The organism is Lonepinella sp. BR2271 (genome assembly GCF_051851515.1).
Classification (GTDB): Bacteria; Pseudomonadota; Gammaproteobacteria; order Enterobacterales; family Pasteurellaceae; genus Lonepinella.
The window spans coordinates 178,108-194,463 of record NZ_JBPDVF010000004.1 but is presented as its reverse complement, the minus strand read 5'-3'; the positions used below and the strand labels follow the sequence as shown (position 1 = coordinate 194,463).

Annotated in this window: 23 protein-coding genes; 11 read left to right on the top strand and 12 right to left on the bottom strand. The window is 40.4% G+C overall.

Annotated elements, in window-relative coordinates; translation table 11 throughout:
• Nucleotides 1-32 precede the first annotated feature (32 nt).
• A complete protein-coding gene (gene trmL, locus ACTG7X_RS05355; protein ID WP_439257516.1) occupies nucleotides 33-509 on the top strand; it encodes a tRNA (uridine(34)/cytosine(34)/5-carboxymethylaminomethyluridine(34)-2'-O)-methyltransferase TrmL in 477 nt (158 codons plus the stop codon).
• A 284-nt stretch (nucleotides 510-793) separates the two neighbouring features.
• Here trmL and ACTG7X_RS05350 read toward each other — a convergent pair whose 3' ends face one another.
• From ACTG7X_RS05350 to ACTG7X_RS05340, 3 genes are all read right to left on the bottom strand, one after another.
• Nucleotides 794-1,834 (bottom strand): Gfo/Idh/MocA family protein, encoded by a 1,041-nt coding sequence (locus tag ACTG7X_RS05350; protein ID WP_439257515.1) that lies wholly within the window; start codon nucleotides 1,832-1,834, stop codon nucleotides 794-796.
• 207 nt (nucleotides 1,835-2,041) lie between these two features.
• Nucleotides 2,042-2,578 carry an NADPH-dependent FMN reductase gene (locus tag ACTG7X_RS05345; protein ID WP_439257514.1) on the bottom strand — a complete coding sequence of 179 codons (537 nt, stop codon included), beginning with the start codon at nucleotides 2,576-2,578 and terminating at the stop codon, nucleotides 2,042-2,044.
• Nucleotides 2,579-2,611: 33 nt separating this feature from the next.
• Nucleotides 2,612-3,301: a pirin family protein gene (locus tag ACTG7X_RS05340; RefSeq protein WP_439257513.1), complete on the bottom strand. Its 690-nt coding sequence runs from the start codon at nucleotides 3,299-3,301 to the stop codon at nucleotides 2,612-2,614.
• Nucleotides 3,302-3,539: 238 nt separating this feature from the next.
• Between ACTG7X_RS05340 and ACTG7X_RS05335 the strand changes: the two genes are divergently transcribed.
• The 4 genes from ACTG7X_RS05335 (at nucleotide 3,540) to ACTG7X_RS05320 (ending at nucleotide 6,502) form a co-directional block, all read left to right on the top strand.
• Nucleotides 3,540-3,929 carry a RidA family protein gene (locus ACTG7X_RS05335; RefSeq protein WP_439240312.1) on the top strand — a complete coding sequence of 130 codons (390 nt, stop codon included), beginning with the start codon at nucleotides 3,540-3,542 and terminating at the stop codon, nucleotides 3,927-3,929.
• A gap of 1 nt (nucleotide 3,930) precedes the next feature.
• A complete protein-coding gene (locus tag ACTG7X_RS05330; protein ID WP_439257512.1) occupies nucleotides 3,931-4,605 on the top strand; it encodes a phosphoglycolate phosphatase in 675 nt (224 codons plus the stop codon).
• Between the two features lie 39 nt (nucleotides 4,606-4,644).
• Nucleotides 4,645-5,661, top strand: a complete 1,017-nt coding sequence (gene trpS / locus ACTG7X_RS05325) for a tryptophan--tRNA ligase (protein WP_439257511.1) — start codon at nucleotides 4,645-4,647, stop codon at nucleotides 5,659-5,661.
• 205 nt (nucleotides 5,662-5,866) lie between these two features.
• Nucleotides 5,867-6,502 (top strand): hypothetical protein, encoded by a 636-nt coding sequence (locus ACTG7X_RS05320; protein ID WP_439257510.1) that lies wholly within the window; start codon nucleotides 5,867-5,869, stop codon nucleotides 6,500-6,502.
• Between the two features lie 85 nt (nucleotides 6,503-6,587).
• On the opposite strand, the gene ACTG7X_RS05315 is transcribed toward ACTG7X_RS05320, so the two are convergent.
• Nucleotides 6,588-7,964: a DHA2 family efflux MFS transporter permease subunit gene (locus ACTG7X_RS05315; RefSeq protein ID WP_439257509.1), complete on the bottom strand. Its 1,377-nt coding sequence runs from the start codon at nucleotides 7,962-7,964 to the stop codon at nucleotides 6,588-6,590.
• Nucleotide 7,965: 1 nt separating this feature from the next.
• Complete coding sequence (mobB, locus tag ACTG7X_RS05310; protein WP_439257508.1) at nucleotides 7,966-8,460, bottom strand: molybdopterin-guanine dinucleotide biosynthesis protein MobB; 495 nt, start codon at nucleotides 8,458-8,460, stop codon at nucleotides 7,966-7,968.
• Between the two features lie 196 nt (nucleotides 8,461-8,656).
• Between mobB and tal the strand changes: the two genes are divergently transcribed.
• Nucleotides 8,657-9,610, top strand: a complete 954-nt coding sequence (gene tal / locus ACTG7X_RS05305) for a transaldolase (protein WP_439257507.1) — start codon at nucleotides 8,657-8,659, stop codon at nucleotides 9,608-9,610.
• 38 nt (nucleotides 9,611-9,648) lie between these two features.
• Here the strand turns inward: tal and ACTG7X_RS05300 are convergent, their stop codons facing one another.
• The 5 genes from ACTG7X_RS05300 to ACTG7X_RS05280 form a co-directional block, all read right to left on the bottom strand.
• Complete coding sequence (locus ACTG7X_RS05300) at nucleotides 9,649-10,083, bottom strand: SoxR reducing system RseC family protein (protein WP_439257506.1); 435 nt, start codon at nucleotides 10,081-10,083, stop codon at nucleotides 9,649-9,651.
• 12 nt (nucleotides 10,084-10,095) lie between these two features.
• Nucleotides 10,096-11,055: a sigma-E factor regulatory protein RseB gene (rseB, locus tag ACTG7X_RS05295; protein WP_439257505.1), complete on the bottom strand. Its 960-nt coding sequence runs from the start codon at nucleotides 11,053-11,055 to the stop codon at nucleotides 10,096-10,098.
• A 90-nt stretch (nucleotides 11,056-11,145) separates the two neighbouring features.
• Nucleotides 11,146-11,712, bottom strand: a complete 567-nt coding sequence (locus tag ACTG7X_RS05290) for an RseA family anti-sigma factor (protein WP_439257504.1) — start codon at nucleotides 11,710-11,712, stop codon at nucleotides 11,146-11,148.
• A gap of 43 nt (nucleotides 11,713-11,755) precedes the next feature.
• Nucleotides 11,756-12,331 carry an RNA polymerase sigma factor RpoE gene (rpoE, locus tag ACTG7X_RS05285; RefSeq protein WP_439239985.1) on the bottom strand — a complete coding sequence of 192 codons (576 nt, stop codon included), beginning with the start codon at nucleotides 12,329-12,331 and terminating at the stop codon, nucleotides 11,756-11,758.
• A 107-nt stretch (nucleotides 12,332-12,438) separates the two neighbouring features.
• Nucleotides 12,439-12,684 carry a succinate dehydrogenase assembly factor 2 gene (locus ACTG7X_RS05280; RefSeq protein WP_439239987.1) on the bottom strand — a complete coding sequence of 82 codons (246 nt, stop codon included), beginning with the start codon at nucleotides 12,682-12,684 and terminating at the stop codon, nucleotides 12,439-12,441.
• 164 nt (nucleotides 12,685-12,848) lie between these two features.
• Here ACTG7X_RS05280 and ACTG7X_RS05275 point away from each other — a divergent pair, with 164 nt between their 5' ends.
• The 4 genes from ACTG7X_RS05275 to ACTG7X_RS05260 all read left to right on the top strand — a co-directional run bounded on the left by ACTG7X_RS05275 (nucleotide 12,849) and on the right by ACTG7X_RS05260 (nucleotide 14,227).
• A complete protein-coding gene (locus ACTG7X_RS05275; RefSeq protein WP_439257503.1) occupies nucleotides 12,849-13,418 on the top strand; it encodes a YggT family protein in 570 nt (189 codons plus the stop codon).
• Nucleotides 13,418-13,708, top strand: coding sequence for a DUF167 family protein YggU (gene yggU, locus ACTG7X_RS05270; protein ID WP_439257501.1), 291 nt, complete (start codon nucleotides 13,418-13,420; stop codon nucleotides 13,706-13,708). The genes ACTG7X_RS05275 and yggU overlap by 1 nt, the downstream gene beginning before the upstream one ends.
• Nucleotides 13,709-13,770: 62 nt before the next feature.
• Nucleotides 13,771-13,953, top strand: a complete 183-nt coding sequence (locus tag ACTG7X_RS05265; protein ID WP_439257499.1) for a hypothetical protein — start codon at nucleotides 13,771-13,773, stop codon at nucleotides 13,951-13,953.
• Nucleotides 13,954-13,963: 10 nt separating this feature from the next.
• Complete coding sequence (locus tag ACTG7X_RS05260) at nucleotides 13,964-14,227, top strand: type II toxin-antitoxin system RelE/ParE family toxin (RefSeq protein WP_439257498.1); 264 nt, start codon at nucleotides 13,964-13,966, stop codon at nucleotides 14,225-14,227.
• Here ACTG7X_RS05260 and ACTG7X_RS05255 read toward each other — a convergent pair.
• On the bottom strand, nucleotides 14,224-14,661 hold the full coding sequence (locus ACTG7X_RS05255) for a GNAT family N-acetyltransferase (RefSeq protein WP_439257496.1): 438 nt from the start codon (nucleotides 14,659-14,661) through the stop codon (nucleotides 14,224-14,226). The two genes, ACTG7X_RS05260 and ACTG7X_RS05255, sit on opposite strands and share 4 nt — an antisense overlap.
• Before the next feature lie 191 nt (nucleotides 14,662-14,852).
• Between ACTG7X_RS05255 and tpiA the strand changes: the two genes are divergently transcribed.
• Nucleotides 14,853-15,623, top strand: coding sequence for a triose-phosphate isomerase (gene tpiA / locus ACTG7X_RS05250; RefSeq protein WP_439257494.1), 771 nt, complete (start codon nucleotides 14,853-14,855; stop codon nucleotides 15,621-15,623).
• Nucleotides 15,624-15,838: 215 nt separating this feature from the next.
• Here tpiA and nrdG read toward each other — a convergent pair whose 3' ends face one another.
• Nucleotides 15,839-16,312 (bottom strand): anaerobic ribonucleoside-triphosphate reductase-activating protein, encoded by a 474-nt coding sequence (gene nrdG / locus ACTG7X_RS05245; protein WP_439257492.1) that lies wholly within the window; start codon nucleotides 16,310-16,312, stop codon nucleotides 15,839-15,841.
• Nucleotides 16,313-16,356: the final 44 nt, after the last annotated feature.

Sequence of the window (16,356 nt, the reverse complement as noted above, 5' to 3'; positions counted from 1 at the left end):
AGCATTATTTTTTATGAACGCACTAAATTATTATGTTAGACATTGTTTTATACGAACCTGAAATTCCGCAAAATACAGGTAATATCATTCGCTTATGTGCCAATACAGGCTTTCGCTTACATTTAATTGAACCGCTAGGTTTCACATGGGACGATAAAAGATTACGCCGCTCGGGACTAGATTACCACGAATTTGCGGAAATCAAAAAACATAAAACCTTTGAATTATTTTTGCAAAGCGAGCAACCGAAACGCTTATTTGCCATGACCACCAAAGGCCGACCGGCACACAGTGAAGTGCAATTTGAATTGGGGGATTATTTGATGTTTGGCCCTGAAACTCGTGGCATTCCTATGCAGATTCTCGATCAAATGCCGATGGAACAGAAAATTCGTATTCCCATGACAGCAAACAGTCGCAGTATGAATTTATCCAATTCCGTGGCGGTGGCGGTGTATGAGGCGTGGCGACAATTAAATTATCAAGGCGCAATCAATTTAAATCGTTAAAAGCAAAAAGTGCGATGAAAAACTCACTGATTTTTCATCGCACTTCTATCACTACTTTCCAATCCAAATGGAGAGAATCCCTTTTTCTCTCGAGTTCCTAAACATACCCTACATTAGGCGTCCCCACGCCTGTAAGATATGTAGTGAATTATAAAGAAAATCTGATGTGTGTAAATGACAAAATTGTAAAGGGAGTGTAAAGGTTATTGATTTTAAATGTAAAATCTAAAAAAATTATTTTTAAAAAAGAGCAAATACACCTTGTTATTTGCTCATTTTGAGCGTTAAATTGCAATTTTTTGAGCAGTTTTGGCGCTTTCAAAGGCTTTTTCGATGATGGTTAACACTAAAATGACTTCATCTAACGTCACAAAGGGTGATGCCTTTTGCACAAGATGATCATAGAGATTATCAAACAAGGCTCGATAGCTGGTGTTCGCATTCGGATAAGCATAACGCACGAGGTCGTTATTCAATTCGGTATGCAAAATCCCCCAATCCGTTTCCTTTTCCGCATTCCATTGCCCCACAGGCGCCACGCCGTCAATAAGCAAACGTTCTTGTGAATCGGCTTTGGCTTTCACATAGGAGCCACGTTTTCCATGTAACGCAAATTGCGCATTGGGTTCACGCACATATTTGCTCGCCATCAAGGACACTTTCAGGCCATTGGCATAATACAAATGCACATCAAAATTATCATCCACAATGGAATCCTCATGTTGCGAACGAATATCCGCAAACACGGCTTGAGGTTTGCCGAATAAATACACCGCCTGATCGATTAAATGGACGCCTAAATCATACATCAAGCCTGTTCCCTGTTCGCCAGTTTCTTTCCATTGTTTTGGATTTTTGCTTTTGGCATAACGTTCCATGCGAATTTCACAATCCACCGGTTCGCCCAGTAAGTCTTTGTGTAAAATTTCACGGGCAGTCGCAATATGGCTATCCCAACGGCGATTTTGATACACATAGAGCGTGACACCTTGCTGTTCGGCTAAGTCTTTTAATTCCATGGCTTGTTGTGACGTTGCCACCAACGGCTTTTCGACTAACACATGTTTACGTGCCAAAATCGCCTGTTTCACCATATCATAATGGGTTTGATTGGGCGTGGTAATCACCACGAGATCGATATCGTCGGTTAAAAGTGCGGTGTAATTTCGTACGATTTCAACTTCGGGTAGCCATTCTTTGGCTCGCTCGGTGGTGCGCTCATATACTTTACGAATGCAATAACGAGGATCGGTGTTGAAAAAAGGGACATGAAATAATCGAGCGGAATAACCGCTGCCGGCTATGGCGACGTTAATTGGGTTCATTGTTTTCCTTGGGGTTGTAACCCTCACCCTAGCCCTCTCCCAAAGGGAGAGGGGATAGTTCAGTGAAGTTAATTAATTTAATCTGCCTCATTTAGTCCCTTTCCCCTAAACAGTTCCCTCTCCCCTAAACAGTTCCCTCTCCCTTTGGGAGAGGGCTAGGGTGAGGGTTTAGAGTGAGGGTTTAGAGTGAGGGTCATCTATTAAATACTACACAAACTCGGCAAACTCTTTGATAAATTTTTGCAAATTCGCTTTGACTTCTTCGGCGGCAATTTCGCCTTGTGCATTAAACACGCCACCAAAAATCCCCGCTACTTGGGCGACATTTGGTAATAATTTTGTGTTGACATAATGCGCCGTCACCAAGGCTTTTAAGCTCGCTGTTACACCAGCGCCGTCGGTGGCTGTCACGGTCACCACGCCCGACGGCTTGCCAATCCAAAGGCTTTCGCCTGATGGGCGAGAACCAATATCCACCGCATTTTTTAACACGGCCGGCACGCTACCGTTATGTTCAGGGCTGATGAATAAAATACCGTCAGCCGCTGCAATTTGTTGGCGGAAACGCACATATTGCGTTGGGCTGTTTTCGTCTAAATCACGGTCATATAAAGGTAAATCCGCAATCTCAACAAAATTCAGTTGAATACTTTCAGGCGCAATGGCTTGTAAATGTTTCGCCACGATTTGGTTAAATGATGTTTTGCTGTGACTTCCCACTAAAACGGCAATCTGTTTTGTCATGTTATTTTCCTTATGATGGTATGGATAGAAAGATTAGACCAAATCAAACAATAAAAATTCAACTTGGTTTTCGGTTTTAATTTGTAACGCCTGTTCGGCTTTAATCGCTACGGCGTCGCTCGTATTTAATGCCTCTCCATTCACGGATAAGCAACCATGCACCACTTGCAACCAATAACTGCGGTGTAAATCTAACGGAATTTCCACCGCACTTTCGGCCTCAAATTGGTAGCGCCATAATTTCATATCCTGATAAATTTTAAATGATCCCTCACTCGCCTCGGGGGACAAAATCAAGGTACCACCTTGTTTATCGGCAAAGTGGCCTTGGGCATATCTTGGCGTAATGTCTTTTTTATTTGGGATAATCCAAATTTGATATAAATGTAAGGTTTGCTCTGGATCAGGGTTGATTTCTGAATGGAAAATCCCCGAACCTGCCGACATAATTTGAAATTCGCCCGCCTTTAATTCTGTTTGATTTCCCATGCTGTCTTGGTGCGCCACACGGCCATTTAACACATAGGTCAAAATTTCCATATTGTCGTGCGGGTGTTTGCCAAAGCCTCGTTCTGGCGCAATAAAATCTTCATTGATCACCCGTAAATGGGAAAAATGAATATGACGAGGATCGTAATAGCTGCCGAACGAAAAAGTATGGGCGCTTTTTAGCCAATCAAATGAACCATCACCACGGTCTTGTGCGTATCTTGTTTGTAGCATTAATTTCTCCAATTTTATTTAGAATTCAGTTTACTCGCAAGGTGAGCGGAAATAAATAGCCATTTTATGAAAACATTATTTACCCTCAGGAAAATATACAAATAAAAACCACCGCACTTTTTACTGGAAAAGCCCTATTTTTTCTGGTAGCTTATAACTGCTGCCAAGTGTGTTCTTGGCTATTTTTTCATGTTCTTAGGTAATAGACTATTTATTCAGATTAAGAGGGAAAATAATCATGACCAATATCATTCATACCGACAACGCCCCCGCCGCCATTGGCCCTTATGTCCAAGCTGTGGATCTCGGCAATCTTGTTTTCACGTCGGGCCAAATTCCCGTCAATCCTGCCACCGGTGAGGTGCCAACGGATATCGTGGCGCAAGCTCGTCAATCCTTAGAAAATATCAAAGCCATTGTGCAACAAGCGGGTTTAAGCGTGGCGGATATTGTGAAAACCACGGTGTTTGTGAAAGATCTCAACCACTTTGCGGCGGTGAATGCGGAATATGAACGTTTCTTCCAAGAAAATCAACATCCGAATTTCCCTGCTCGTTCTTGCGTGGAAGTGGCCCGTTTGCCAAAAGATGTGGGCTTAGAAATTGAAGCCATTGCCGTGAGAAAATAACATGGCCTCCGCATTTAAATTAATCGGTTTCGATTTAGACGGCACCTTAGTCAACAGCTTGCCTGATCTGGCCTTATCGGTCAATTCAACCTTGGCTGAATTTGATTATCCACAAGCAGATGAAAATTTAGTGCTGACGTGGATTGGTAACGGCGCCGAGGTGTTAATTAGCCGTGCTTTGGCTTGGGCAGAACAACAAACGGGTCGCTCCCTAGACGAAACGCAAATCGCCCAGTTAAAACAGCGTTTTAATGTGTTTTATGGTGAAAATTTATGTAACGTAAGCCGTTTATACCCGAATGTCAAAAGCACATTAGAACAATTAAAAGCCCGTGGTTTTATCTTGGCGGTGGTTACCAATAAACCGACGCAGCACGTATTACCCGTGCTACAAGCCTTTGGGATCGACCATTTATTTAGCGAAACCCTTGGCGGACAATCTTTGCCTGCAATTAAACCACACCCCGCACCGCTGTATTATTTATGCGGTAAATTCGGATTTTATCCGCACCAAATGTTATTTGTGGGGGATTCCCGCAATGATATTTTAGCCGCCCATAATGCGGGTTGTGCAGCCGTCGGCTTGACTTACGGCTACAATTACAATATCCCGATCAGCGACAGTCACCCCGATTGGGTGTTGGATGATTTTGCGGATATTCTCAATATCGTGTAAACTGCGGTGAATTTTATTAACGTTTTTAAGGAACAGAAAATGAGCAAACCCGTTGTATTAAGTGGCGTACAGCCATCTGGTGAATTAACCATTGGAAATTATCTGGGTGCCTTACGTCAGTGGGTGAAAATGCAAGACGATTTTGAATGCCTGTTTTGTATCGTGGATTTACACGCCATCACCGTGCGCCAAGATCCTGCGCAATTACGCAAAGCCAGCCTTGACGTCTTGGCGTTATATTTAGCTTGCGGTATCGATCCAAGCAAAAGCACCATTTTTATTCAATCCCATGTGCCAGAACATACGCAATTAGCTTGGGCGTTGAACTGCTACACTTATTTTGGTGAAATGGGGCGCATGACGCAGTTTAAAGATAAATCCAGTAAACATGCGGACAATGTGAACGTGGGGCTATTTACTTACCCTGTGTTAATGGCGGCAGATATTTTGTTATATCAAGCGAACCAAGTGCCTGTGGGTGAAGATCAGCGTCAACACCTTGAAATTACCCGTGACATTGCGCAACGTTTTAATGCTTTATACCCAACGGAAAAAGGCGAGATTTTTGTGGTGCCAGAAGCCTTTATCCCGAAAGCGGGGGCAAAAGTCATGGCCTTGCAAGAACCAACCAAAAAAATGTCCAAATCGGATGACAACCGTAACAATGTGATTACGTTGTTAGAAGAACCAAAATCTGTCGAGAAAAAAATCAAACGTGCCATGACCGACGGCGAAGAACCGCCAGTAGTGCGTTATGATCCGCAAAACAAAGCGGGCGTATCGAATTTATTGGAAATTCTGTCGGTAATTCGTGATGTGCCGATTGCGGATCTCGAAAAAGAATTCGAGGGGCAAATGTATGGACATTTAAAAGGTGCCGTGGCGGAAAGCGTGGTGAACATGTTGACAGAATTACAGGAACGTTTTTATCACTACCGCAATAACGAAACCTTGTTAAACCAAATTGCCGCAGAGGGTGCGAAAAAAGCCCGTGAACGTGCGTCAAAAACCTTGGCGGATGTTTATCAGGCCATTGGGTTTGTGCCGGCGCAATAAGGTTTTACCCTCACCCTAGCCCTCTCCCAAAGGGAGAGGGGACGGTTTTGAGGTTAATTACAATTTAAATACACCCCTCATTCAGCCCCTCTCCCTTTGGGAGAGGGAACGATTTTGAAGTTAATTACAATTTAAATATTCCCCTATTCAATTCCCTCTCCCTTTGGGAGAGGGCTAGGGTGAGGGTAATATTTCAGGAAAGTCTATGAAATTATTCAAATTAATTACCGCACTTTGTGCCTTAACCACAGCAACGCTAACGCAAGCCATGGATTATAATATCAAATACAGTTCAAACTACCTGATGCCCGCCTACGTACATTTCAGCGAAAACGGCGCCAACTATTCCATCACGGCTAAAATCAATGTGCCATTATATAATATCCAATTCATTTCCTCTGGCACCCATGACAACCGTAATTTTACCATGTTGAATTACAAAGACACCCGCAACAGCAACACCTATGCCCTCGCCAAAATCAATGGTAAACAAATTGAATACGGCAAAGTCAAAAGTGGACTAGAAACCACAACCGTCGATAACACCGTGTACGATTTATTTACCATGGCATTTCAGCTCACCTATTACGATAAATTGCCGAATAACTTTATTATCACCAACGGTAAAAAACTCTATCCGATGGATAATGTATTTGTGAAAAAAAGTCAGCAAAATCTTTCCGTGTCAGGACAAAATGTAATGGAAATCACCTATACCTTTAAAACCGGCGATAAAGACATTACCGTGAAAAAACACCAAGGTGAGCAATTTCCACGCTATTTAAAATACACCCGTGATGGCGATAATTATGAATTGACCTTTAGTGAAATGATGAAGTAACCAAGTAAATCTAATATTCTACAAGATAAATATTTGTCCCTGTTTTTGATATCATAATCAAAAACAGGTGATTAAATAAACGACCTTAATGCAAATCCTCACCGTCATTTTTCTTCAATTTAACCACAATAAAAAATAACACAATACCAAAAAGAGAACAGGTTAAGAACGTGTAACTAAAGGCTTGTTGTAGATGATCTGGCGCAACTAAATGGCGATAAAAATTTAATGCTATCGCAGACACAGCAATCCCTAATCCAATCCCCACTTGTTGAATAACACTTAACATGGTAGAGCCCGAGCTCGCATTGTGTTGGTCTAGTTCTGAAATCGTTAATGTATTCACGGATGTAAACATAATCGATAAAATCACACCATAAATGAATAATAGACTAATATAGGCCCACATTGGCGTATTGATCGTTAAAAGGCACATTAAGCCGACAACCACCGCCATACATAAGGAATTAATCATTAATAATCGTCGATAACCTAGCCATTTTAACAATGGACGAATAACTGGCTTGCTAATCAACGAACTAATCGCAATGGGCGTCACCATAAAACCCGCATAATCCGCACTATATTGAAAAGAAACCTGTAACATTAATGGCAAGAGAAAGGGGATACCAGAACCGCATAAACGAATAAATAAATTTGACCATGAACCGAGATTATAGGTGCGAATTTGGAATAAATCTAATGGAATTAACACCGCACTTTTACCTTTGGCATAAAAATAATAAGCAAGTAGAAATAAACAACCCATAGCTAAAATACTGCTTGCTTGCCATTTTTCCACAAAGGTTTCACTGATTAAATCCAAACCTAATGTGACACAAACTAAGCCGCTAGCAAATAACAAGAAACCTTGCCAATCGAATTTGCTTAACTGATTTTTCACATTCGGCATAAAAAAGCTAGACAGAATCACGCCAATGAAACCAATGGGAATATTGATTAAAAAAATCCAATGCCAAGAGGCGTAAGTCACCAACCATCCGCCTAAAATAGGGCCAATAATGGGGCCAGTTAAACCGGCCATGGCCATCAGATTCCAAATCGGAATTAATTCATTTTTAGGCACGGTACGAATAATGGCCAGACGAGCCACTGGCATCATCATGGCACCGCCAAAACCTTGTAATATACGAGAAAAAACCAGCATTTCCAATGACATGGAAAAAGCACAACTGACCGAACCTAACACAAACATCATAATAGAAAAACGGAAAATATTTAGCGTGCCATATTTATCGGCTAACCAACCGCTAATAGGAATAAACAACGCTACCGTTAACGCATAGCTGATCACGGCCAACTGCATTTGTAAAGGGGATTGCTGTAAATCTTTTGCAATGGCAGGTAGTGCGGTATTTAAAATGGTCGTATCTAAGGCTTGCATAAAAAAAGCCGTGGCGGCGATCCATGCAAGGGAACGTGGTGAAATGGCTTTTTCCATTTTAATGTTTCCCTAAATAATGCCAAATAAAATCGGCGATTTGATCGATATGATTAATATCTAACAAGGGTTTCTCCGTGTCAACAGGATAATCGCTAGCAATAGCTATCACGTAATTATCTTGCTCGGGTAAAGGTTTATCCATGTCTTTTCTATGCAATAAAATTTTAGGTATTGGTTCTTGTTTAAAGCCTTCTATTAACACCAAATCCGTTAACTGCGGATCAAATTGTTGGACTAAATAGTCAAAGGTAACTGGCTCAGGGGTTTCCGTCATTAATGCCCAACGCTGATCGCACGCCATAATCACTTGGCTTGCCCCTGCCTCTTTCATTCGCCAACTGTCTTTGCCAGGTTTATCTACCTGAGCATTATGATGGCTATGTTTAATCACCGCCACTCGCAATCCAAGTGCGGTTAATTTTGGCAATAATTTTTCTAATAATGTGGTTTTACCACTACCGCTATACCCCGTAATTCCCAAAAAAGAAATCATTTTATATCCTATGCCTATTGGTTATATTGTTGCTTTGATATTTTCATATGATGCCGAATGTATTATATTAAGTTCACCATCTAAATTCCATTATAAAACCGTGATCTGGATCACAGTTTTTAATCGTTTAACTGGTATTTAATCGACTTATCATGGATAATCGACAGAAGTAAATAATACTAATCAGAGGTAAATTATGACAACACAATTAGATGCTTTAAAAAACGTAACCGTCGTGGTCGCTGACACTGGCGATATTGAAGCGATGAAACTTTATAAACCACAAGACGCCACCACTAACCCATCATTAATTTTAAGTGCTTCGGCACTACCACAATATGCCCCATTAATTGATGAAGCCGTTGCTTATGCTAAACAACAAAGTGGCGATAAAGCACAACAATTAATTGACGCAGAAGATAAATTAGCCGTGAATATCGGCTTAGAAATTTTAAAATTAGTCCCTGGACGCATTTCGACAGAAGTGGATGCTCGTCTTTCTTATGATACCAATGCGACTGTTGAAAAAGCACGTAAATTAATTCGTCTTTACAACGAAGCAGGTATTGCCAACGATCGTATTTTGATCAAAATTGCCTCTACATGGCAAGGTATCCGTGCAGCGGAAATTTTAGAAAAAGAAAACATTAACTGTAACTTAACCCTATTATTCTCCCAAGCGCAAGCTCGTGCTTGTGCAGAGGCAGGTGTTTACTTAATTTCACCATTTGTAGGTCGTATTCTTGACTGGTACAAAGCTAATTCTGATAAAAAAGAATACGCACCAGCAGAAGATCCAGGTGTGGTTTCTGTAACGGAAATTTACAACTACTACAAACAATACGGTTATAAAACCGTGGTAATGGGGGCAAGTTTCCGTAATGTGGGTGAAATCACAGAGTTAGCAGGTTGCGACCGTTTAACCATTGCACCACCATTATTAAAAGAGCTACAAGACAGCACTGCACCTTTAGCCCGTAAATTAGAATACAAAGGTGAAGTCAAAGCTCGTCCCGAGCCATTGAAAGAGGCCGATTTCTACTGGCAACACAATGCTGATCCAATGGCAGTGGAAAAATTAGCCGAAGGTATTCGCAAATTTGCCGCCGATATTGAGAAATTGGAAGCGATGTTGGCTGCGAAATTGTAATATAAATGTGGAAATCACTTTTTATTTCTCGCGTTATTTTATATTAACACCCTTAACAAAATCGGCTTAAATGCCGATTTTTTTTGCATCTTTTTGGCGTAAACTCGCACAATCACAAAAGAAAGTGCGGTGCAAAAAAAGATAAAAATGGCCTGTAAGAGTTCGTGTTGGAATAGGTGTTCGCCAATAAAAGCGGTGATCAAAATAGTGAGTAAAGGAGCAACATAAAGTAATAAGGCGGAGAATAATAAGGATTTTTCTGCTAAACCGATTTCCACGGTTTGGCCGATTTTTAATGGCGTAATGGTTTCTAGTGTAAAAATATGTTCGCCTTGTTTGCCGGTGAGTTCAGACAGCGCTGAAGTTCCACAGCCTGATTTGACAGCACAAGCGCCACAAGCAGATTGTGACTGGCATTTAACGGTTGCCACACCCGCTTGATAATCAATCACAATGGCGCTTTCTGTTATCATCACCCACGACCTTTATTTAAACTGTAAATCTTGTACAATGCGTTTTGCGGTGGCAGCAGGAATTTGACCAATCAGGGTCACTTCTTTGTCACCGACATTTTCACTATAAATGGTGTTGACCCCTTGTTGCCAAAGGTGATCCTGATTTTCATTGATAATTTTATCCGCTACATAAATGGTGAAAGAAAATAATCCATCACTGTACAAGCGGCTTTCAATGATATTCTGATTATCGCTATCTTCGGGTTCCATGTTTTCATGAACCAGACTAAAACCTTGTGGTATCCAGTTTGTTTGCCAGCCAGTAATAGGTTTTTGAGCAACGGGTTCATTGGTCAATAACGGGGGAAAATGAACCGCATTGAGTTGCTCTGCCAAGCTGTTGATTTCATCACCGATATATAAATTCACGACGTGGAAACTTTCCAAGGTATTACCATTCCGATCAAGGAGATCACTGCGGAGCAATAAATGATTTTCTTCATCAATAAATAAGAGATATTGATAGCGGAAATCATCTTTTGGCATAATTTTAATCACTTGCACCAAACGATCGGCAATACGGTTACGTCCTAAAGCAGAGAAATCATAATATTCAGAAAATTTGTCTAAATTGGCCGATAAAATCGTGGGTAAATAATCCACAATGTGGTTAGCTTGAATGGTAAAGGGGGTAAAATTCGCTTGAAAATAGCTGACTAAATTATCACGGCGAATAATATCTTGCTTACCACTTTCTAGGGTGGTGAGTTGGGCATAACTTTTATTATCCAACATGACATGTTTATAGCGGAATGTTTGTAAATCCGTGGTATTGGTTTGCACAAAGGAAATTTGATAATTCAACTGGTTTTGTGCCTTGCTCATGGCACTCACCAGTTGTTTTGGCGTTAAGCTCTCTTCAGCCAATGCGACACAAGACAGACCGAGTAATAAACAAAGTGCGGTGGTATTTTTAATTATTTTTAGCATAGATCCATTCCAACGTTTATTTTCCATATTACCATGCCTTGCAAACAAAATCACCACCGTGAACGGTGGTGATTTGAGCATAACCATAAACTATTTTTGATGTTGACCTAAGTTCACACCATCTGCATGTAAACGGCGCTGCAATTCGTAATTTTGTAACATTGCGCCCATCCGTTTATTTTTCTGTTCGATTTGTTCGTTAGTAATGACATCTTTACTTGGTGCATTATAGCTGACTTGTTGCACACCGTTATTAAATGGTAAGGTTTGCAACACTGGCGTATCCGCCGATTTTTCCGCTTGGTTCGCATTAAAAGTCTGCACACCTAACACCGCCACCAAACATACGACTGCAGCCACGGCCACTTGTGTCAATGGGGCAAACATGGCTTTTAATTTTTGCATAAACGGCGAGGTTTCCACTTCTTCTGGTGTCGGCTGTGACATTTGCAATGGTGTTTCCGCCTCAATTAAGGCGTCCATTTTGGCCGTAAAATCGCTGCCTAAAAAGACCGCACTTTCTTCACGAATCACCGAACGAATGGTATGAAAATTCGCCCAACTTTGTTGTAATTCGCTATCACGACATAATGTTGCAGTGAATTCGTTACTTACTTGTTCACCGTCCATATAGGCGGAAAGTAACTCTTTTTGCATAATAATACCCCAATTTACTGTTTATTTTCTGTTGCGACACATTTTACTGTTGTAACAACGGGTTAATTTTATTTTCAATAATTTCCCTGGCTCGGAAAATTCGAGAACGCACTGTACCTACTGGACAATCCATAATGTCGGCAATTTCTTCGTAACTCAAACCTTCAAGCTCACGTAAAGTAATTGCAGTTTTCAACTCCTCTTGCATATTCTCAATGGTGTCAAAAACAATTTTTTTTAATTCTGCCGAGAGTAATTCATTCTCTGGCGTATCCACATCTCGCAAGTTCGTGCCTGAATCATAACTTTCAGCATCCTCCGCCAAAATATCTTCATTGGGTGGGCGACGACCTTGTGCCGTTAAATAATTTTTTGCAGTATTCACTGCGATTCGGTAAAGCCAAGTATAAAAAGCACTGTCACCACGGAAAGAATCCATTGAGCGATACGCTTTGATAAAGGATTCTTGCACCACATCGGGAATGTCATTGCGTGGTACATAACGTGTTAATAAGCCTGCTACCTTGTTCTGATAACGAGAAACCAACAAATTAAAGGCTTTCTTATCCCCTTGCTGTACTCTTTCTACTAAAGCCTGATCGGTAATCTGTTCAGTCATATTATCTCTTGTTGCTTGCGATAACACAGCAAGCCGTTGTAATCAATTAGAGCGGGTGTTTTGCGAAAAGTTCAAAAAATTTTTAAACACCGCCAAATTTAGCTCTCTTATTGCAAAATCTGATGAATATAGTCCACCATCGCTTGTAATTCAGGATCGGGAGCGGGCGTACGATTAAAGAACCATGAAAAAAGTTGTAAATCGGTACAAGCCAATAAACGAATAAAAGTGTGTTTTTGTGCCTCGGAAAGTTGCTCAAAATGCTGTTGATAAAATGGCATAATCACTTTATCTAACTCTAGCATGCCACGGCGACAATCCCATTCAATGCGTAATTTATTGTATTTGGTCATCATTTGTTCCTGTTTTTGTTGGGGTATTATAGCGAAAAATAAAAAATAAAGAAAAATAAACCGCACTTTGATAATAAAAAGGTGTTAGAACAGTAATCCTCTTGATTTTCCCTAAGTGAACCCTTATCTTTACAGATAATTCAATTATATTTCGGAGAGCTTTCATGAACTCAATTCAATACCTTGTGGATACCCTATTCGGGGTGTATATGCTGATTGTGATGTTGCGGATGTGGTTGCAATATTGCAAAGCGGATTTTTATAACCCCATTTCACAAGCGGTGGTGAAATTGACCGATCCTGTATTAAATCCGTTGCGAAAAATTTTTAAAGCCTACAAAGGTGTGGATATTGCTGCTCTGTTGTTGGTTTTTATCTTGGGAGCAGTAAAATTTCCGTTACTTATCTTATTAGCAGGCGTGAGCCACGAAGCCCTGTTGCCTGATATAAAATGGTTTGCCATTATTGGAGTATTAAGCGTAGTGAAAATCTGGGGCGAGATGATTTTATATGTGATCTTTATCGGGGCAATTTTAAGCTGGTTTAGACGAGGCAATGATCCTGTTTCCTATCTGTTATATCAACTGGGTGAACCCTTATTACGCCCGATTCGTGGCATTTTACCCAAAACTGGTATGATCGATTTTTCGCCGATGATTTTAGCGTTTGTGCTATTTTGGCTGAATAAAGTGATGTACGACATTGTGCCTTATTCCCTTTGGGCGTTCGCTTAATGTCAGCCGTAGAAAAAAACGAACAAGGCTTGCGGTTGCGAATTTTCCTGCAACCCAAAGCCAGTCGTGATGCGATTGTGGGTGTGCATGATGATGAATTAAAAATCAGCATCACAGCCCCGCCTATTGATGGGGCAGCCAATGCCCATTTGTTAAAATATTTAAGTAAGTTATTCAAAGTGCCAAAGAGTGCAATCCAATTAGAGAAAGGTGAGCTTAACCGCCATAAACAGGTGTTTATACCAGAACCGAAAGTGATGCCAGTAGAGATTGAAATATTGCTCGACTAAGTTGCGTTTTTCAGGTAGAAAGATTAAACTGGCTAAAAAGTGGAAAAGTATAGGGGGAATAAATGGGCATGGCATTAAATACCAATCATTATATGCAAACATTAGTGCCGTCTCAGGACGATATTTTGTATACAGATGAGGAGTTAGAAGTACTACAGAGTGTGCAAAATGGATTAGTGAAAACCAAACCTCATCATGAAGTCATGGAAAATTTAAGACAATTACTCAATATCCATGAAGATTGATTATAACGTTGTGTGGCTTGAATTAGCTGAAAACAAGCTCATTCAACAGGTGAGTTATATTCTACAGCAATCTAAGAATGAAGTGATTAGTAAGCGTTTTTATTCATCCATCAAACGTGAAGTTGAGAAATTATCCTATTGTGCGGATATTTACAAGCGTCAGCCTAGAAAGCAGATTCCTGTCTTTGATGGAAAATATCTTATCCGTTTTACCATGGATGCAGATAATGTCTATATTTTTGATTTCAAATCCGCCAAACAAAATCTCCATTAATCCAACAATAACTCAAACACCGCTTTTTGCGGATTGAGTTTAAATCCTTCCATTTCTAACAGGTGACGTTGTTGCTGATCTTGTTCAACGGTCAGCACGTTGGCCTGCGTGAAACAGACAAATTCTTTGGCTTTTTCAATAAGTGCGGTGTAAATCTCGGTTTTTTTCGGGGTGTTTTGTACAAAAATATCGGTGAGTTGCCAATAGCGTTGTAGTCTTAAAGAAGAGATGCGAGGATAAAGCTGAATAAAACCGACGGCTTGTTGTTGATCGTCAAAGGCTAAGAAAAAGAGACTTTCACTAAAGCGAATACGGTTATTCAAAAAGGTATGAGTGCGTTCTGGGTTTTCCGCCATACCGTGTGATAAACGGTATTCTTCAAATAACGGTAGTAATACCGCTAAATTCCATTGTTCAGCTTTGAAAATACGCATAATGTCTGGTTCTTAGGTGAGTGTTGATTAAAAAGTAACAAACTTATACAGTAGATTGTACCCTGTAAATCAAGAATAATCATCTGTTAGATCAAAAAAACGTGAAAAAAAAGCAAAAATAGGCTGAAAATTTGCTATATTAGGCGACATCATTTTTATTAAATCAACTAGGTCATTCAAGGAGAATTTAAATGGCAGTTCGTAAACCACTCGTGATGGGTAACTGGAAATTAAACGGTAGCAAAGCCTTTACCAAAGAATTAATTGTAGGCTTGAAACAAGAACTTCAAGGCGTTGACGGTTGTGGCGTGGCTATTGCCCCACCAGTAATGTATTTGGCTGAAGCAGAAACCGCATTAGTAGGTAGTGACATTGCTTTAGGTGCGCAAAATGTCGATCTGAATAAACAAGGGGCGTTTACTGGCGATATTTCTACGGAAATGTTAAAAGACTTTGGGGCAAAATATATTATTATCGGCCACTCTGAGCGTCGTACTTATCACAAAGAAAGTGATGAATTTGTCGCGAAAAAATTTGGCGTGTTAAAAGAGGCGGGGTTAGTACCAGTGTTATGTATCGGTGAATCTGAGGCGGAAAACGAGGCGGGCAAAACCCAAGAAGTTTGTGCGAGACAAATTGATGCGGTAATCAATGCGTTAGGCGTAGAGGCCTTTAACGGTGCTGTGATTGCTTATGAACCTATTTGGGCCATTGGCACCGGTAAATCTGCCACCCCAGCACAAGCGCAAGCGGTACATAAATTTATTCGTGATCACATTGCAGCGAAATCTCAAGCGGTAGCAGATCAAGTGATTATCCAGTATGGTGGTTCTGTGAATGATGCGAATGCCGCAGAGTTATTTACTCAGCCAGATATTGATGGTGCGTTAGTAGGCGGTGCCTCATTAAAAGCCGCAGCCTTTGCCGTGATCGTCAAAGCGGCTGCGAAAGCAAAAGCGTAATTGGTGTTGTATCATTCTTGCATAAAAATTTTGCATAACAAAGAATTAGCAAAACGATTGAATTAGAAATGATTTTAGATTTATAAGGGCATTTAAAAAGGTTAGTAAACCTAATAAGTTATAGCAAAAGCTACATTTATAGCGTTGAATATTATTTGAATGCCCTTTTTATCAAAAACTGACAATGATCAAATTTAGTGTTAGAAATATTTTCTTTATGCTATCTCTTTTAACCGATATATCACCTGATTAGCCGATCCACGCCAAACCAAGCTAGGATCAGCTTGTTGTTGGATAAATTTACCATCAATTAACACATCAATATAGGGTAACATCTGACGTTGCTGATCATTTAGTTCCGCTAATTTATAGCCTGTCCAGAGCCAAATATCTTTATCTGGGCATTGTTGTTTTACCCGTTTCACAAAAGGTAACAATGATTCCACATTGCGAGGGTGTAAGGGATCACCGCCAGAAAGGGTTAATCCTTGGCGTTTAATTCTCGTATCTTGTAAATCCTGAATAATTTGTTCTTCCATCGCACGATCAAAAGGCAAACCCGCACTAAATGACCAACTTTTTTGATTATAACAACCTTTACAAGCATGTTCACAGCCGCTCACAAAAAGGGTACAGCGTGTGCCTTCGCCATTAACGATATCCACAGGATAATATTGTAAATAGTTCATATCATTAAAAAAGTGCGGTGCTTTTGACAAAAGTTTGAGGAAAA

Bases quoted from the DNA above. Each gene is read 5' to 3' on its own strand.
- trmL (WP_439257516.1), top strand. From the start codon at position 33: ATGTTAGACATTGTTTTATACGAACCTGAAATTCCGCAAAATACAGGT.
- ACTG7X_RS05350 (WP_439257515.1), bottom strand. From the start codon at position 1,834: ATGAACCCAATTAACGTCGCCATAGCCGGCAGCGGTTATTCCGCTCGA.
- ACTG7X_RS05345 (WP_439257514.1), bottom strand. From the start codon at position 2,578: ATGACAAAACAGATTGCCGTTTTAGTGGGAAGTCACAGCAAAACATCA.
- ACTG7X_RS05340 (WP_439257513.1), bottom strand. From the start codon at position 3,301: ATGCTACAAACAAGATACGCACAAGACCGTGGTGATGGTTCATTTGAT.
- ACTG7X_RS05335 (WP_439240312.1), top strand. From the start codon at position 3,540: ATGACCAATATCATTCATACCGACAACGCCCCCGCCGCCATTGGCCCT.
- ACTG7X_RS05330 (WP_439257512.1), top strand. From the start codon at position 3,931: ATGGCCTCCGCATTTAAATTAATCGGTTTCGATTTAGACGGCACCTTA.
- trpS (WP_439257511.1), top strand. From the start codon at position 4,645: ATGAGCAAACCCGTTGTATTAAGTGGCGTACAGCCATCTGGTGAATTA.
- ACTG7X_RS05320 (WP_439257510.1), top strand. From the start codon at position 5,867: ATGAAATTATTCAAATTAATTACCGCACTTTGTGCCTTAACCACAGCA.
- ACTG7X_RS05315 (WP_439257509.1), bottom strand. From the start codon at position 7,964: ATGGAAAAAGCCATTTCACCACGTTCCCTTGCATGGATCGCCGCCACG.
- mobB (WP_439257508.1), bottom strand. From the start codon at position 8,460: ATGATTTCTTTTTTGGGAATTACGGGGTATAGCGGTAGTGGTAAAACC.
- tal (WP_439257507.1), top strand. From the start codon at position 8,657: ATGACAACACAATTAGATGCTTTAAAAAACGTAACCGTCGTGGTCGCT.
- ACTG7X_RS05300 (WP_439257506.1), bottom strand. From the start codon at position 10,083: ATGATAACAGAAAGCGCCATTGTGATTGATTATCAAGCGGGTGTGGCA.
- rseB (WP_439257505.1), bottom strand. From the start codon at position 11,055: ATGCTAAAAATAATTAAAAATACCACCGCACTTTGTTTATTACTCGGT.
- ACTG7X_RS05290 (WP_439257504.1), bottom strand. From the start codon at position 11,712: ATGCAAAAAGAGTTACTTTCCGCCTATATGGACGGTGAACAAGTAAGT.
- rpoE (WP_439239985.1), bottom strand. From the start codon at position 12,331: ATGACTGAACAGATTACCGATCAGGCTTTAGTAGAAAGAGTACAGCAA.
- ACTG7X_RS05280 (WP_439239987.1), bottom strand. From the start codon at position 12,684: ATGACCAAATACAATAAATTACGCATTGAATGGGATTGTCGCCGTGGC.
- ACTG7X_RS05275 (WP_439257503.1), top strand. From the start codon at position 12,849: ATGAACTCAATTCAATACCTTGTGGATACCCTATTCGGGGTGTATATG.
- yggU (WP_439257501.1), top strand. From the start codon at position 13,418: ATGTCAGCCGTAGAAAAAAACGAACAAGGCTTGCGGTTGCGAATTTTC.
- ACTG7X_RS05265 (WP_439257499.1), top strand. From the start codon at position 13,771: ATGGGCATGGCATTAAATACCAATCATTATATGCAAACATTAGTGCCG.
- ACTG7X_RS05255 (WP_439257496.1), bottom strand. From the start codon at position 14,661: ATGCGTATTTTCAAAGCTGAACAATGGAATTTAGCGGTATTACTACCG.
- tpiA (WP_439257494.1), top strand. From the start codon at position 14,853: ATGGCAGTTCGTAAACCACTCGTGATGGGTAACTGGAAATTAAACGGT.
- nrdG (WP_439257492.1), bottom strand. From the start codon at position 16,312: ATGAACTATTTACAATATTATCCTGTGGATATCGTTAATGGCGAAGGC.